The following is a 15,015-nucleotide window of genomic DNA, read 5'->3' on the forward strand; positions in this document are numbered from 1 at the left end:
CTTACGGTAAGAATTTCGTTCGATGATACCCGCGTCGCTGATGATGCCCCATTTCTTCAAGGGCTATCGTCACGCCTTGACGATTGCGCTTTTCAAGGTAGCTGGCGACGATGTGTGGACTCACGCCAGCGGCGGCACATGCGGCGGATAGCGTCGCCGTGGAATAGGACATGCCTGCGGGCGTCGCTTTCTCGATATCGCGAACGGCGCGAGCGATGCGTCTGTCATTGTCGGAAGGTCCGCGCTTCGGAATTCTGCGAAGAACAGCGCGAGTCTGCTCGTGGAATTCGAGAGGAACGGATTCGAGAATCAAGGCAAGGAGCAGCGATGCGTCGCCATTCTTTTCCGCCGCAAACGCCGTACGCCAATCACTGTCGGTTGAATCGCCCATTGTATGGTACGAAACAATCAGTGAGAGGCGCGAGCAACGAACGCGGCCAGTTCACCGCCGCTGAACAGGGTGCGAGTGCCGATGTGGAAAGGGATCAGCTTGCCTTGTTTGATAAGCGCGTAAATGGTGACTCGCGACACGCGCAAGTGGGCGGCAGCTTCAGGGACGGTAAACACACGGTCGGAGAATTCAATGTCGGACATAGCGGGCGCTCCAAATAAATGAACGCCCGCTAATGTTCACATGCGTCAGGCCGCCTCAACCAACGAAGCGAGGTTACCGGTCTCACCATTCAAGAATCTGCACCAAGCCTCCAAAAGCTTCCGGCGCTTGGCGAGCGCATCACCACGGCGATAGGCGGCTTCGGCCTTGTCACCCTTGACGTGCGCCAAACAAAACTCGCGAGCTTCTTCCGAGAAGGAAGAGCAATCGCCGCACCAGTCCGAGAACGCGCTACGGAATCCATGAACCGTGATTCCGGGATGTATTCCGCGAAGCGCTTGCAGCATTGCCATGCCCGAAAGTGGTTTTCCTTTGCGAGCGCCGGGAAAGACGAAGTCGCACGGCCTCACTTTTGGCGGTCGCACCAAGTTCAGAATCTCAAGCGCCCGATCCGAGAGCGGTACACGATGTTCGCGAGCCGCCTTCATGCGAAAGGCAGGCAATGTCCAGAGCTTTTGTGCGAAGTCAATCTCTGCCCACGTCGCACCTATGGTTTCGCCAGTGCGAGCCACGTTCAAGATTGTAAATTCGAGCGCGAGCGTAGAGACGCTTTTCAGCTTCCGCAAATCGATCATGAACGCGGGCATCTTAGGATAGGCTAATGCGGCGTGGTGAGCCTTCGGCCCTTTCCGCTTGCCTAGAAGCTCCTTCAAGTGACCTTTCCATCGCGCCGGGTTATCGCCGGTACGCAAACCCTTGGCGCGCGCGGCGTCAAGGATTCGCTCTATACGCCCCTGCGTCCGCTTGCCGGTCTCTGGCGTCTTCTCCCATAGGGGCTCTAGCACCCGAAGCACGTCTTCAGTCGTGATAGTGTCCAGACGCAACGGCCGAAGCGACGCGGCGTGAGTCTCGATCGATAATTTCCACTGGCCCTTGTGGGTTTCGGACTTAAAGCCGCCGGAAACGTTGGTGACGTAGGCGTCCGCGAACGGGCCGAACGTCTCAGTCGTGGCGGCAGCCCGCGCCGTGCGCTTTTCCGTGAGCGGGTCTAGGCCGTTCCAAAGCATCCGGCGCGCTTCTGCCGCCTTTGCCCGAGCGTCTGCAATGCTCACGCCGTGCTTATCTGGACCGGGCGCAGGCCCGAGTCCCATTTCCTTCTTTCGCTGAGTCTGGCGATCACGGTAGATGAAAACCCAATTCCGCATACGGCCGTCGATTGCGAGAAAGAGCCCGCCGCCATCAGCGTGGCGGGCCTTGCGTGTGAGGGTTAATATGCTTTTGGCGGAAAGCCGGTTGATGAGACGAGTCTGCGTCATATGGGGCTCCAAACAATCGGAGATTCGAACCCGGCCGAATCTGCTGTTGAACCCGCTGCGTCGGATTCGCCCTCTCGTAAACCCGACCATCTTTTGGCACAGCAAACGAATTTAGGCGAACTGTCGTGAACAACGTTGAACACTGCGATGCGAGGAAAGCCTTGCGGCGCAGTCGTTTCTTTACGTCAAACCACAACAGAAAACAGCAGCGAAGAGGGCTGCCGTCGCCTCCCTCTCCGCCACTTGCCGGAAAAGCCCTTATTTCCGGAGAGGATAAGGCAAAACAAGGACTTAGTAACGCTCATTCACCAGCCGCCTCACCGCGCACAAGCGGGACGTCGCCGTCTTCGTCCACGGCTTCAACACTAATTTTCAGGAAGCAGTGCTCCGGATTACGCAGATCGCCGCCGATACCCAAACGGACTACACACCAATCTTGTTCGCATGGCCATCCGAGGCTCGCGCGACCGCCTACGCGGCGGACGAGGACGCGGCCACCTTCTCGCGCGACCATCTCGCCGATCTCCTCACCAGCCTCGCTAGCAATCCCCGCATCGGGCGCGTGGCGGTCGTCGCCCATAGCATGGGCGGGTGGCTCACGATGGAATCGCTTCGGCAGTTGCGGCTCGCCGGCAAGAATTCCGTCCTCAACCGGCTCAGGGTCGTGCTGGCGTCACCCGACATCGACGTCGACGTGTTCCGCCAGCAGATTGCGGTGCTGGGCCCGATGGAGCACCCGATGACCATCCTGGTCGCCGACGACCGCGCGCTTGCGATATCAAGCTGCCTCGCAGCGTCAAGGCCGCGTGTCGGCGCGCTGAATGTCAACGACCCACGGGTGGTGGAAGCAGCGCAGAAAGCGCACGTCCGCATCATCGACATCTCAGCGCTGGACACATCGGACGCTTTCAGGCACGACCGTCACGTCCGGCTCACCGCGCTCTATCCTCAGATGGAAAGCGCAAGCGCGACCGCAGATCAGTCCGGAGCCTTCGTTCTGGACGCCATCGGTACAACCTTGAATCCGCTCGGCATAGCGCTCGCGGCACCGGCCGGCCGTTGAAATCGGCCTGTCGCCGATGCCCCTTGCGCGAACGATCTCGCCATGAACTCAGACCGCCGCTCGAATGGATTTTTATCTCTCGTCGAACAGATCGATTAGGCGGCTCGCGAAGGGAGGTTCCGGCTCATCGGGTTAGAGTTTAAGCGGCCTGCAGTCGATGCAGCAAGCGGCGGTTGGCGATATTGGCAAGCTTGATACGTTTGCGTTCGGCGAGGATCGTCTCAGATCTACCGAAGTAAACGTCGGCAGGTGTAACGTTGTCGATGCTCTCGTGGCAGCGGACGTGATAGCAGCGCCCGACGAAGGCGCCGATCTGCGAGGACGCCAGGGCAATTATCGTCGCAACCGTCATTGAGGACCCCCGCGATGTTCGTCGTGACTCTTGCTGCCAAAAGCACAGGCTGATCAAATCACAACTTCATCGACGGGCTGATAACGCCAACAGCGAGGAAACGCTGAGAACAGAGATCTTCACAAGCTTGTTCGCTTACTCATGGAGGCGCTATAGCTGGAATTGATCAAGCGGAGGCGTAAAGAGCTCCGCGAGCATTATCGCTCGTGGACGCTCCCGTCGCGGGCGAGCATTGCGGACGATGCGGCGAGTTTAGCTCTGGAAACGGGGGCAAAAGAATGCGGAGCGATACAGTCATCACGGCTTCAACAGTCATCCTCGTCTCTGTCGCCGTCGGCTTCGTCGCCTACCAGGCAGACGTCGTGTTGGCCCCTCTGACGCTCGGTCTTTTCATCATCGCCATTGTCTGGCCATTGCAGAACGCCTTGCAGAAGCGGGTGCCGGCGCTGCTCGCGCTGGCAATCACTATGGTCGCGACCGTCGCGACCATAGTGACCTTCACATCCCTAGCAGTCTGGGGCTTCGGGCGTGTAGGTCACTCTATCGTCACCGATTCAATGCGCTACCAGGCGATCTATGCTCAGTTCGTGAACTGGTTGGACGAACATGGCATTTCCATTGCGGGCCTGTGGGCGGAGCATTTCAATGTCGGGTGGCTATTGCGACGAGCGCAGGCGATCACGGGCCGTCTCAACGGCACGCTGAGCTTCTGGCTGATCACGCTCCTTTACGTAATTCTCGGGCTGATGGAGGTCGACAGCCTGCAGCGGAACGCGAAAGCTTTCCTCCCGCCTGAAAGCTCGCGGGCACTGCTGTCAGCAAGCGCCGAAACCGCGCGAAAGTTTCGCAAGTACATGGAAGTGCGCACGCTGATGAGCCTCGCTACCGGAGCGCTCGTCGGGATTTTCGCTTGGGGGGTGGGTCTTCCATTTGCACTGGAATGGGGCGTGATCGCCTTTGTGCTCAACTATATCCCTTTCATTGGTCCGTTCGTCGCCACCCTATTTCCGACTTTGCTCGCGATGACCCAGTTCGACAGTTGGCAGGCGGTCGTCGCAATCTTTGCCTCCCTCAACGTCATCCAGTTCGTCATCGGTAGCTACCTGGAGCCGCTCGTCTCGGGCAGAGTATTGGCGATCTCACCCTCCCTCGTGCTGCTCTCCGTTTTCTTCTGGACCTGGATCTGGGGGCTCTATGGAGCCTTCATCGGCGTGCCGATCGCGCTTGCGATTCTGACGTTCTGTGCGCACTATCCTTCAAGCCGTTGGATTGCTGACCTGTTTGGCGGGTCCGCTCCACAGGAGTCAACTGAGGGGTCATGAAATATCCACCCGTTTGGGCTCCGGGATTTGCTACGCAATTCTCCCTTCACTCCGGAGATTGAATCACGCCTTAAATCCAAACGGAATCCACTTTATAGGTTCGTGATCTAGTGGAGTGAATTTGACATTCGCTACCCACTTTGCAGCGAACGTGTCAGGCGAATGTCAAATTCAAAACTCCACTAGAAACCTGATAGTTGCTAGTGGTCCTTTGATTCTAACATTTGCAAGAACTCCCTGCCGCAACGGGATGCAAATGTTAGAATTGGACCACTAGTGCGACATGAAAACAGGAACTGTCATCGCCGACAGTATGCCGAGTGTTGCTCCGCCAAGTATGAATTCGCGCAGACGGGAATGTCCGTAGCCGCCCATCACGAGCATGCTCGCCGAACTGTCGGCAACATGCGATAGAATGATGTTCGGCACATCGATATCAGCGGCAGGCGTCCTTCTCACTTCGATCTTGATATCGTGCCGGGCAAGATGCCTGCCGATTTGAATGCCGCCGCCGACGCTCTCATGAGCGGTCTTCTCATTCTCGACGATAAGCAGTTCGACGACGTTGGCTTTCCTCAACAACGGCAGCGCATCATTGACGGCACGCGCTGCGGCCCGACTTCCATCCCAACAGCACACGACCCGGTCGAGCTTCAACATCTCCTTCTGGATATAGGGAACGACAATGAGCGGCCTGCCAGAATCAAACAGCGTTGCTTCGATCAGGTCGCTGTTATTGACGCCACTATAATCGTCCGATTGCATGATGATGCTGAGATCGAAACACCGCGCCATCTCCGAAAACGCGTTGGGCGGCCCGAATTCGGTCTGCAAGACCAGCCGCGGCTCAGCCGAAAGACCGCCACGCTTCACAGCCGCCTCAAAACGGTTGATTGCGCCACGCGCTGCCGTTTCACTTGCAGCGAAGAGATCGGCAAGCACGCCTGCCGGGAAGTTCGGAACGATATAATTCGGAATGCCTGCCGCAAAGGCAAAGGACACTCCCGTCAGATGAGCGCCAAACAGGTCGGCTGCCGAAGCCGCAAAGTCGCGAACGATATCCCGGGCTGGATCTCGCTCCAGATGGAGAATGATGTCCTTGATCATCTGGCTTCTTTCAATCGGTATATTTTGCGGAAATGATAGGGTGCTGATATCGGATCGATTTGACGTATCTCAAAGCTGGCGGTGGTTTTAGGGCTTCGACGCCTTGACCTTGGTCAACAAGACCAAGGCTACGCTCTGTTAAAATATCCGCCATCGGCAAATTTTAACCTTTCCCGCAGGAACGGTAATGCGCATTTCCAACTCATCTCTGCTTCTGGCGTTGTCCGTAAGCTTCACCTTGGGATCAGCGCAACGCATGGAGGCCGCCAATATCGAGCAAGGCCGGCGGCTGGCGCTGCTTTATTGCGCCAGATGCCACGCCATCGACAAGGTGAGCCCCAGCCCGCTTCGGATTGCGCCGCCATTTCGCAGCCTGCACAAGCGCTATCCCGTCGAAACGCTTGAGGAAGCGCTCGCCGAAGGAATCATGACCGGGCATCCGAGCATGCCACAATTTCAGTTCGAGCCTGACCAGATCAATGATTTCATCGCGTTTCTAAAAACCTTGGAATGATTCGCGCCGCCACCTGCAACGTGACGCATGTTCATCTGTCGATAAATTCACCGCGAGGTTGCGAAACCGGTTAAGCCGTCTACGACATCACCAGCGCGGCAGATAACACTGTCTCATCGGCCAAGACGGCTTGCATAGACGCTGCACCTTCCGATGAAAATTACTAAATCCAAAGAGAGCCTGCCGCGGCGACCTCAAGGTTTCGTGGCAGGCTCGAATGTCTGGTTGCTGAATGGAGAAGACGTCGGCACCTTGATCACGATAAAGCCGCGGCCGATCGCCTGATGACAACCGTTGCATGCCGCCGTCAACTCAACAAAAGCGGCAGAGAACTTTCTGGGATCTTTCGCCTGGATAGCCTCGCCAAGCCGCCGAACCGGCTCCGCTACAATCGTCATGTCCGTAACCGGAATCCCGGGATAGAGCGTGGCCGCATCCTGAAAGCTCTCCTTGATCTGATCCAGTTCATAGGCGGCAAGCTCCCAATTCCGCAGCTTGCCCGCAAACGACAGCTTGATGTGGCGAAGCTGCGTCGCTCCCATGATGTCGCCAAGATGCGGAATATAGTTTGACCTGGAAAATCCGCCCGGTGACTCCGCAGCAGCGAACGACGTCAGGATCGCTCCAGCGCACGAGAGGACGATCAGCATACGAAACCTCATTTCACGCTCCATCCTGCCAACCTGCCGCTGCATGGCTTGCCGCTGCCACGCAGCCTATTCGACCACGAGATTCGTGAAGAATGGTTCGATGATGTCGTCGCTCGTTGTGCTTTCTTCTTCAAAAGCGTTCACAGTGACGAACTCATTCCTGCATTCGAGGCACTTCCAAAGCTGCTGAATCTGATGCGGGTCAAGACGTTCCTCCCACTCAAGATTGATCAAGCGTGAACTACACCGCGTACAGGTTCCACGGTGATCTTTTGTGATCGATGCCATCGTTGCGCTCCCTTTTATCTACCCCCCTTTCAGGTTATGAAGTTACGGGATCGGCTCGCCAGGATGCTGATTTAGGTCAAAGGAAGCACAGCACCAACCCCAATGCATTTTCCGGCGATCCCGGCCGTTGGACGCACGCTCTCAAGCATTTACGGCGAAAATAGAATCCACCTCCACTACCTGGCCTCTTTTTCCTGACTTGTCCTGACGCAATTGCGAACGCACTCCGCTCCATGCGTTTGCCGAAATTGGTGTCTACAACGCCTTGGCGGTCCACGCGATCATATCCCTGGCGATGCGCCCGAACGCATCGTTGAACGCTGCGCTGGCCGCTGCGGGCTCCATTTTATCCAGCTTTTGCTTTTCCTGGAACAGCCGCGCCGCAACCACCTTGCCGTCCTTGTTCAGGATTCGCGCCGACAACCCGATATCGGCAACCGCTTCGGGATCGGTCGAGATCTGGAAGCTCCGGATGTCGATCAGAAGTTGATAATCCGCCTGCACTCCATCCACTGCGCGTAACGGCGCGTGGGCAATGTCGTAATTTTCGAAGCTCTCGAGCAGTTTCGCCTGAATCAGCTTTGGAATGTTGTCGGCCCACATCGCCTCGGCGAATTCCGGATATTCCTTGGCCGGCGAAAACAGGAAGCGCTGCGTATCGAGCTTGATCACCGCGGTCGGTTCCGGAATGACGAGCTTTCCCTTGAGAGTACGGCCGGGCGAGCTTGGAAAGCCGCTCGCCGCGCGGAGGTCATAAGTGATTTTCTGCGCTGCAGAAGTACCCGCTCCTGTCATGCGCTCAAGGCCAGCCACGATGCCATCGAGCTTGCCGGTGTTCCGCGCCAGCCCTTCGGAAAAGACCTGCAAATTTGCGATGGTGGTTTTCAGTGGCCCCGCATTTTCCGCGAGCACCGCATCGACATGCCGCAACGCATCGCGCGCCGCCTGTGTCATGCTTTGGCCTGCACCGGCTTCAGCGATCAATGTCGGAACCGGGCCGGCGGCGCCGAGCAACCGACCTCCTTCCAGCGCAACGACCGGAACGCCGGTCAGGCCCTGAAATTCGAGACCGACTTTGGTGTCGGACCGCACCGGTGTGGTCGACGTCACGGCGATCGCCGCATTGACGCGGCGCGGATCGTCCGGCGCGAGGCTGAGCTCGGTCACCTCGCCAACACGAATGCCATTGAAGAGGACGGCCGCACCGACCAGCAGGCCGGGCACGGAGCCTTCGAACTGCACCTGGTAGGTCGTCCGCGGGCCGAGGCCGCCGGTGTTGTGCAGCCAATAGACGAAGCCGAAAACCGCGGCGATGGCCGCCAGCACGAAGGCGCCGATGATGACAAACGGGGCACGGGTTTCCATCTCTCAAATCGCTTTCGGTTGCAGCATCAACGAACGCTTGCCATGGAAATAGGCTCTCACCCAAGGATGTTCGGATTGCAGCAGCTCACGCATCGGCCCGATGGCGACGATCTTGCCGTCCGCCAATGCCGCGACGCGGTCGCAGACGGTGTTCAGGCTGGCGAGATCGTGCGTCACCATGAACACCGTCAGGCCGAGTGTTCTCTGCAATGTCTTGATCAGCGTATCGAAGTCGCCGGCTGCGATGGGATCGAGACCGGAAGTCGGCTCGTCTAGAAAGACGATCGCCGGATCAAGCGCCAGCGCCCGCGCCAGTGCCACGCGCTTGGTCATGCCGCCCGACAGTTCGGAGGGAAACTTGTCGCCGTCTTCCGGGGTCAGGCCGACCATCTCCAGCTTGGCAGTCGCGATCTCCTCCAGCAGCGCGTCCGACAGGGCAAGATTTTCGCGCAAGGGAAACTGGATATTCTGCCGCGCGGTCAGCGAGGAGAACAGCGCCCCCTGCTGGAACAGGATGCCCCATTTGCCCGCGGCCATCTGCGTTCCGCGATCATGGGTCGAGCCGATCGTGGCGCCCATCACCTCAATCTCGCCGCTCCGTCGCGGAATCAGACCGATGATGGTGCGCATCAGCACCGACTTGCCGCCGCCCGAGGCGCCGACCAGGCCGAGGATCTCGCCACGGCGCACATCGAGCGAAAGATGATCGATGACGATGCGGCGTCCAAAGCCCACGACGAGGTCGCTGACCCGAATGGCGAACTCTCCAGCCGATGCATCCATCGCTACATTCCAATCGATGCAAAGAACACTGCGAACAGTCCATCCAGCACGATCACCAGGAAGATCGACTTCACCACCGAGGTTGTCGTCTGCTTGCCGAGCGATTCGGCGCTGCCCTTGACGCGCAGCCCCTCGCTGCAAGCCACGATGCCGATCACCAGCGCCATGAAGGGCGCCTTGATCATGCCGACCTCAAAATGCGTCACGGAAACGGCGTCGTGCAGCCGCGCGATGAAGATGGCCGGTCCCATTCCGCCGTAGAACCATGCGACCAGGCCGCCGCCGTAGAGGGCAGCCATCGATCCGATGAATGTCAGGATCGGCAGCGCACAAACCAGCGCCAGGACGCGCGGCAGGATCAAAACCACGACGGGGTCAAGACCCATGGTGGAGAGCGCGTCGATCTCCTCGCGCATCTTCATGGATCCGATCTCGGCGGTGTAGGCGCTGCCGGAGCGGCCGGCGACCATGATCGCGACGATCAGCACGCCGAGTTCGCGCAGCACGAGAATGCCGACCATGTCGACAACGTAGGAATCGGCGCCGAACTTGCGAAAATGAAAAAATCCCTGCTGAGCGATGATCGCGCCGATCAGAAACGTGATGAGCAGAATGATGGGAATTGCCTGCCAGCCGACTCGATACAGTTGATAGACCAACGACGTGAGCCGCAGCGAACGCGGCCTGCGAATGATGCCGAGCAATGCGACGCAAAGGGAGCCGAGCATATGCAGGAACACGGCGACGTCTTCGCGGGAATCCCAGGCGGTGCGACCAACCTCCTCCACTTTGGCGATCAAGGGATTGCGCGCCCCGGGTGGCGAAGGGTTATGCCGGTTGACGTGCCTGACCTCCTCGATCAAGCCGGCGTGGTTTTCGGAGACACCGACAACTTCGACCGGACGGCCGGCGATCGCTAGTCGCCGCGACAATTTTTCGAGCAGCCAGGCTCCCAGCGTGTCGAGTTCGCTCACGCCGCTCATATCCATTTTCAACGCCTTCGCCCGCTCGACCTGCGGCGCGGCGGTCTCCGTGAGCGCTTCCAGGGTGGCGACATTCACCGCGATCCAGGAACCGTCCGGGCGAAGCTCGAGAGCATCGCCTCTCGGGGTGGCCGCCAATTGGGGTATCGTCACCAATGCAAAACCTCCGGCTCGCCCATTCTCCATAAAACTGTACTGGGGAAGGACGTTGACTTGCCTCAATCCGCCATCATGGCAGTTCGCCCAACAGGCATTGATGCAAGTCAACGGAACGAGCCGCCGCTTGTGTAGATTTTCGCCTGGTTCAGAAGGGAAGATGACCCTGATCAGTTATGAGGAAGCCAAGCCGGATTGGTCCATCGTCCGAAAGTCCCTCAGACACGAGGATTATGATCATGCCTCTCAAACCGATCCTGAATACGTCCCTGCCGCTGCAATTCCGTCAGATTCGTCTCGAGCTGGCGCGTGAACCCGGTCACCCCGAAGGAGACAGCGGCATCGGCTACATCGTTATCGCCCCGCTCTTCCCTGATGGCCGCATCGATCATGAGTTATGGAAGGAACATCGCGAGGCGTGTCGCGTGACACGCTTGCGGCCGGACGGGGATGACGATGTCGGTCATCTCGTTCACCGTCCCGGCGGCACCTGGGCATTCCGTTACGACGATGCGGCCAAGCTGCCCGACGAAGCCGGCTATCACTTCGCGGACGAGCGCTTCGTGCCGGGTGAATACGTTTCAATCAACGAAGACGGCACCATGCACACCTATCGCGTCAGATCGGTTGCCCATCTGTAACATGCCGAACGATTGAACGCCCCGGCTAAAGCGCAAGCCTGACATGGCAGATATCGCGCTCGACGGGATCGTCCACGATTTCGAAACCGAGATCCCGGCACATCGCCAGCATCACCGTATTCTCCGCCAGCACATCGCCGGTGATGAACTTCAACCCCTCGGACCGGGCATACTCGATGATCAATTGCATCAGTCTCCAGCCCAGTCCCCTGCCCTTCAAATCCGAGCGAACCAGTATCGCATACTCACCGGTCTCATAAATCGAATCCGAATGGATTCGAACGACGCCAACCATCTCGTCGGTGGCCTCGTCGAAAGCCACGAAAGCCATCGCGCGGGCGTAATCGAGTTGCGTCAGCCGCACGATAAATTCATGGCTCAGCGGCTTCGTGGCGGCAAAGAACCGGAGCCTCAAATCCTCCTTGGTGACGTGGCGCAAAAAGCCATAGATCGGCGTTTCATCGTCAGGCCGGATCGGCCGGACCATGATCCGCCAGTTATCCTTCAGCTCAAGGTGCCGCAGCCACTGCGACGGATACGGCCGAACGGCAAAGTTGGCATTACCCGGACCGACGAATTTTCGCACCGGAGGCCCGATCGCGATACGGGCATCGACGGTCAGAACCCCGGTCTCGTCGGCAAGCAGCGGATTAAGGTCCAGTTCACCGATCTCGGGGATATCCGCCGCAAGTTGCGCCAGCTTCACCAACGTCAGAGGTATTTCGTCCTGCTTGACGGGAGGTACGTCGCGATAGGCGCGCAACAGCCGGGAAACGCGGGTGCGCTCGACAAGATCGCGGGAGAGCCTGAGATCGAGCGGCGGCAGGGCCAGCGCCTTGTCGTTGATCACCTCCACGGCCGTGCCGCCGTGGCCAAAAACGATGACGGAGCCGAACGTCGGATCGCTGGCGATTCCCAGAATGAGTTCACGAGCTTTCGGCCGCAGGATCATCGGCTGCACCATGAAGCCATCAATCCTCGCATCCGGGCGCTTCGCCTTGGCGCTCGCCAGAATGCTGCGCGCCGCGGCGCGAACCGCATCGACACTTGTCAGATTGAGAACCACGCCGCCGACGTCAGATTTGTGCGAGATATCACGCGAGAGCACCTTCATAACGATGGTCGCGCCTTGCGCGAACAGGGCTTGCGCATGAGTGGCGGCCTCTTCGACATCGGCAGCCGCCCGCGTCGGCACGCCGGCAATCCCGTAAGCATTCAGCACGCCCATCGCCTCGATCGGGCCAAGCCATCCCCTGCCTTCTGCCACCGCCGACTCGACGATGCGTCGCGCCGCCGCGACATCTGGCACGAACTCATGTGTCAGGCTTGGCGGCACCGCGGCAAGCGATTCAACCACCTCGCGGTGATGAACGAGATGCATGAATCCGCGCACGGCATCATCTTCCGTCGGGAAATCGGAAATGCCTGCATCGGCAAATGTTCTCGAGATATTTTCGTCACCGCCGACCCATACCGCCAGCGCCGGCTTCGCGGAATCAGCGTGCTTGCGCCGACCGGCGTCAACGGCTCGGGTGACCGCCGTGGCGACAGCGCCTGAATCGGCAATCGCCGTTTGCACATTCATGACAAGGACGGCATCGCTATCTCGATCCTCCAGCAGTATCTCGAGCGCGGCGGCGTAACGCGCCGGATCGGCGTCACCGATGATGTCAACCGGATTGGAGCCCGACCATGTCGCCGGCAGAACAGCATCGAGTCGTTGTCTGACGATGGGATCAAGCACCGACGGCATCCCACCCAGTTCGACAAGCCGATCCACCGCAAGAACACCCATGCCGCCTCCATTGGTGAGGATCGCCAACCGCTTTCCGGCCGAAACCTTGACCCGGCTTAGCGTCTGCGCACAATCGAACAACTCCCGAAGGTCGAACACCCGCAATATGCCGGCGCGACGAAATGCTGCGTCATAGACGGCATCCGAGCCCGCCAGCGCGCCGGTGTGGGTTGCCGCCGCCCTGGCTCCTTGCGCCATCCGTCCTGATTTAACAACGACGACCGGCTTGACCCGCGCCGCCGCCCGCGCCGCCGACATGAACTTCCGGGCGTCCTTGATCGCTTCGATGTACATCAGGATCGCCTTGGTCTCGGTGTCGAGCGCAAAGAAGTCCAGCAGGTCTGCGATATCGACATCAAGCTGATCACCGACCGATATGATCCCGGAAAATCCGACGTTGCGATGTGCCGCCCAATCCACCATCCCGGTTGCTATTGCACCGGACTGGGAGATCAGCGCCAGATTCCCTGCGCGCGGCATATGAGCCGCGAAACTCGCGTTCAGATTTATCGTTGGCATCAGGATGCCGAGGCAATTGGGACCGATCAGCCTCATATGAGAGGCACGCGCCGCGCGATCGGCGGCTTCCGCCAATGAGCCCGCACCATGGCCGAGGCCAGCGCTGATAATGATCGCTCCGGCGGAACCAAGCTGTCCGGCTTCGGCAACGATCTCGGGAACCGTCGGCGCCGGCGTGGTGACAACGACCAGTTCCGGGACAAACGGAAGCTCGGATAAACGTCTGACCGTCGGTATGCCGTCGATCTCCCGATAACGCGAATTGACCACACCGAACGGACCTTCAAACCGGGATGCGCGGATGTTGCTTATAATCGCTCGCCCGACCGATCCGCTACGCGGGCTCGCGCCGACCAATGCCACCGAGTTCGGCGCGAGCAGGCTGTTCAATCGATAAGTCGACATGGATCTGTACGACGAAAGACGTTGGCGCTGTTCAGTGCGGCGAACAATTTTCTGACGGATTTTAGAGAGTACGCTTCTCGCCGCGCATGCAGTCTCGTATGGCCTGCATGATATTCTCGCGCGAGATGATGCCGACCAGGCGCTGGTCCGCATCCATGACCGGAATGCTGCGAAGCTGATGCTCGATCATTAACTGCAACACACGCACCAACTTCGTCGTTGCGCCCACATAGATAAATTCGTGGATCATCACATCTGAAGCGGTTCGCTTCATAAGTTCGTCATAGCGCGGAGCCATCGAACCCAGCGCAAGGGCAAAACATTTGAGGACGTCGAACTTTGTCACCAGGCCGACGACCTCCAACTGGTCGACAACCGGATAGGCATTGAAATCATCGCTGGCGAACAGATCGTTGAGTTCGCCCATCGTGGCATCACACGATACCGTCTTGACCTTGCGCGTCATGTAGCGGTCGACGATCTGTTCGGGAAATTGGTGCAAGATACCACCCAATCCGCTACATCTGACTTATGGCGAGCCGCGGCTCCTACGCGCGCAGTCTTCCGCGCCGCGCACGCCCGACTTCTCAATTCAACCGGCCGCCTTGACCTCGATTGTTTTCGCCTGCGCGGGCGGCGGCTTCGGTACCGTGACCTTCAGAACACCCTTCGACATCACCGCTTTGATGCTGTCGAGGTTCACGCCCGGCGGCAGTTCGATCGTCCGCACGAAAGAACCGTAGTTCCGCTCGACGAGATGATAATCCTTTTCTTTTTCCTCCCGCTGGTTCTTCTTCTCGCCGCGTATCGTCAAATGATTGTCCACGACGTTCAACTGTACGTCTTTCTCCTCCATTCCGGGAAGTTCCGCGGTTAATTCGATCTCCTCGTCCGTCTCGGCAAGATCCATGCTCGGCATCAGCGTCCGTGACGACAGACCGGTAAAGCTTTTGCTGAAGCCATCGAACAGCCGGTCCATCTCTTGCTGCAACATCGTCAACGGGTTTGCTTCGGTACGCGCCAGGGAACTATCCCGGCCTATCGGGATGAGCGGCTTCACCATGGTCGATCCTCCAGCAATGAGCCCTGAGTGGAGTATTTCACCATGCGCCAGCCGGAAGATTTTGATCGAGGTCAAACAGCAGCGGCTATTGCACTGCAAGGAATACCCGCGTTACCTTCCAGGCTGATCTGACGTGCTGC

15 protein-coding genes and 2 pseudogenes are annotated in these 15,015 nt (G+C 58.8%); 4 read left to right on the top strand and 13 right to left on the bottom strand.

Annotation, left to right across the window (positions count from 1 at the left end; translation table 11 throughout):
• Position 1: 1 nt before the first annotated feature.
• The 3 genes from BGO16_RS12000 to BGO16_RS12010 are packed head-to-tail and all read right to left on the bottom strand — an operon-like array spanning position 2 to position 1,869.
• Positions 2–391: a hypothetical protein gene (locus BGO16_RS12000; protein WP_292618973.1), complete on the bottom strand. Its 390-nt coding sequence runs from the start codon at positions 389–391 to the stop codon at positions 2–4.
• A 17-nt stretch (positions 392–408) separates the two neighbouring features.
• On the bottom strand, positions 409–594 hold the full coding sequence (locus BGO16_RS12005; protein ID WP_292618974.1) for a helix-turn-helix domain-containing protein: 186 nt from the start codon (positions 592–594) through the stop codon (positions 409–411).
• Between the two features lie 45 nt (positions 595–639).
• Entirely contained in the window at positions 640–1,869 is a 1,230-nt protein-coding gene (locus tag BGO16_RS12010) for a site-specific integrase (RefSeq protein WP_292618976.1), read from the bottom strand.
• 328 nt (positions 1,870–2,197) lie between these two features.
• On the opposite strand from BGO16_RS12010, the pseudogene BGO16_RS12015 reads away from it, so the two are divergent.
• Positions 2,198–2,932 (top strand): annotated as a pseudogene (locus BGO16_RS12015) (alpha/beta fold hydrolase); the annotation flags it as partial.
• Between the two features lie 139 nt (positions 2,933–3,071).
• On the opposite strand, the pseudogene BGO16_RS12020 reads toward BGO16_RS12015, so the two are convergent.
• Positions 3,072–3,218, bottom strand: a pseudogene (locus BGO16_RS12020) (IS3 family transposase); the annotation flags it as partial.
• 344 nt (positions 3,219–3,562) lie between these two features.
• On the opposite strand from BGO16_RS12020, the gene BGO16_RS12025 reads away from it, so the two are divergent.
• On the top strand, positions 3,563–4,606 hold the full coding sequence (locus BGO16_RS12025; protein ID WP_292618977.1) for an AI-2E family transporter: 1,044 nt from the start codon (positions 3,563–3,565) through the stop codon (positions 4,604–4,606).
• A 273-nt stretch (positions 4,607–4,879) separates the two neighbouring features.
• On the opposite strand, the gene BGO16_RS12030 is transcribed toward BGO16_RS12025, so the two are convergent.
• A complete protein-coding gene (locus tag BGO16_RS12030; protein ID WP_292618978.1) occupies positions 4,880–5,713 on the bottom strand; it encodes a universal stress protein in 834 nt (277 codons plus the stop codon).
• A gap of 256 nt (positions 5,714–5,969) precedes the next feature.
• Between BGO16_RS12030 and BGO16_RS12035 the strand changes: the two genes are divergently transcribed.
• On the top strand, positions 5,970–6,227 hold the full coding sequence (locus tag BGO16_RS12035; protein ID WP_292619029.1) for a cytochrome c: 258 nt from the start codon (positions 5,970–5,972) through the stop codon (positions 6,225–6,227).
• A gap of 194 nt (positions 6,228–6,421) precedes the next feature.
• On the opposite strand, the gene BGO16_RS12040 is transcribed toward BGO16_RS12035, so the two are convergent.
• The 5 genes from BGO16_RS12040 to BGO16_RS12060 all read right to left on the bottom strand — a co-directional run bounded on the left by BGO16_RS12040 (position 6,422) and on the right by BGO16_RS12060 (position 10,452).
• Positions 6,422–6,889, bottom strand: coding sequence for a hypothetical protein (locus BGO16_RS12040; protein WP_292618979.1), 468 nt, complete (start codon positions 6,887–6,889; stop codon positions 6,422–6,424).
• 54 nt (positions 6,890–6,943) lie between these two features.
• A complete protein-coding gene (locus tag BGO16_RS12045) occupies positions 6,944–7,165 on the bottom strand; it encodes a hypothetical protein (RefSeq protein WP_292618980.1) in 222 nt (73 codons plus the stop codon).
• Between the two features lie 255 nt (positions 7,166–7,420).
• Positions 7,421–8,530, bottom strand: a complete 1,110-nt coding sequence (locus BGO16_RS12050) for an MlaD family protein (protein WP_292618982.1) — start codon at positions 8,528–8,530, stop codon at positions 7,421–7,423.
• Between the two features lie 3 nt (positions 8,531–8,533).
• Complete coding sequence (locus BGO16_RS12055) at positions 8,534–9,313, bottom strand: ATP-binding cassette domain-containing protein (protein WP_292618983.1); 780 nt, start codon at positions 9,311–9,313, stop codon at positions 8,534–8,536.
• A gap of 2 nt (positions 9,314–9,315) precedes the next feature.
• The gene (locus BGO16_RS12060; protein WP_292618985.1) at positions 9,316–10,452 is read right to left on the bottom strand and encodes an ABC transporter permease; all 1,137 of its coding nucleotides are present in this window, start codon (positions 10,450–10,452) and stop codon (positions 9,316–9,318) included.
• 239 nt (positions 10,453–10,691) lie between these two features.
• Between BGO16_RS12060 and BGO16_RS12065 the strand changes: the two genes are divergently transcribed.
• Positions 10,692–11,093 carry a hypothetical protein gene (locus BGO16_RS12065; RefSeq protein WP_292618987.1) on the top strand — a complete coding sequence of 134 codons (402 nt, stop codon included), beginning with the start codon at positions 10,692–10,694 and terminating at the stop codon, positions 11,091–11,093.
• A gap of 25 nt (positions 11,094–11,118) precedes the next feature.
• Here BGO16_RS12065 and BGO16_RS12070 read toward each other — a convergent pair whose 3' ends face one another.
• From BGO16_RS12070 to BGO16_RS12080, 3 genes are all read right to left on the bottom strand, one after another.
• Positions 11,119–13,812, bottom strand: coding sequence for a bifunctional acetate--CoA ligase family protein/GNAT family N-acetyltransferase (locus BGO16_RS12070; protein WP_292618988.1), 2,694 nt, complete (start codon positions 13,810–13,812; stop codon positions 11,119–11,121).
• Between the two features lie 61 nt (positions 13,813–13,873).
• Positions 13,874–14,314, bottom strand: coding sequence for a CBS domain-containing protein (locus BGO16_RS12075; protein WP_292618989.1), 441 nt, complete (start codon positions 14,312–14,314; stop codon positions 13,874–13,876).
• 90 nt (positions 14,315–14,404) lie between these two features.
• Positions 14,405–14,875 (bottom strand): Hsp20/alpha crystallin family protein, encoded by a 471-nt coding sequence (locus tag BGO16_RS12080; protein ID WP_292618990.1) that lies wholly within the window; start codon positions 14,873–14,875, stop codon positions 14,405–14,407.
• Positions 14,876–15,015: the final 140 nt, after the last annotated feature.

Origin of the sequence: Nitrobacter sp. 62-23 (assembly GCF_001897285.1) — a bacterium.
Taxonomy (GTDB): Bacteria; Pseudomonadota; Alphaproteobacteria; order Rhizobiales; family Xanthobacteraceae; genus Nitrobacter.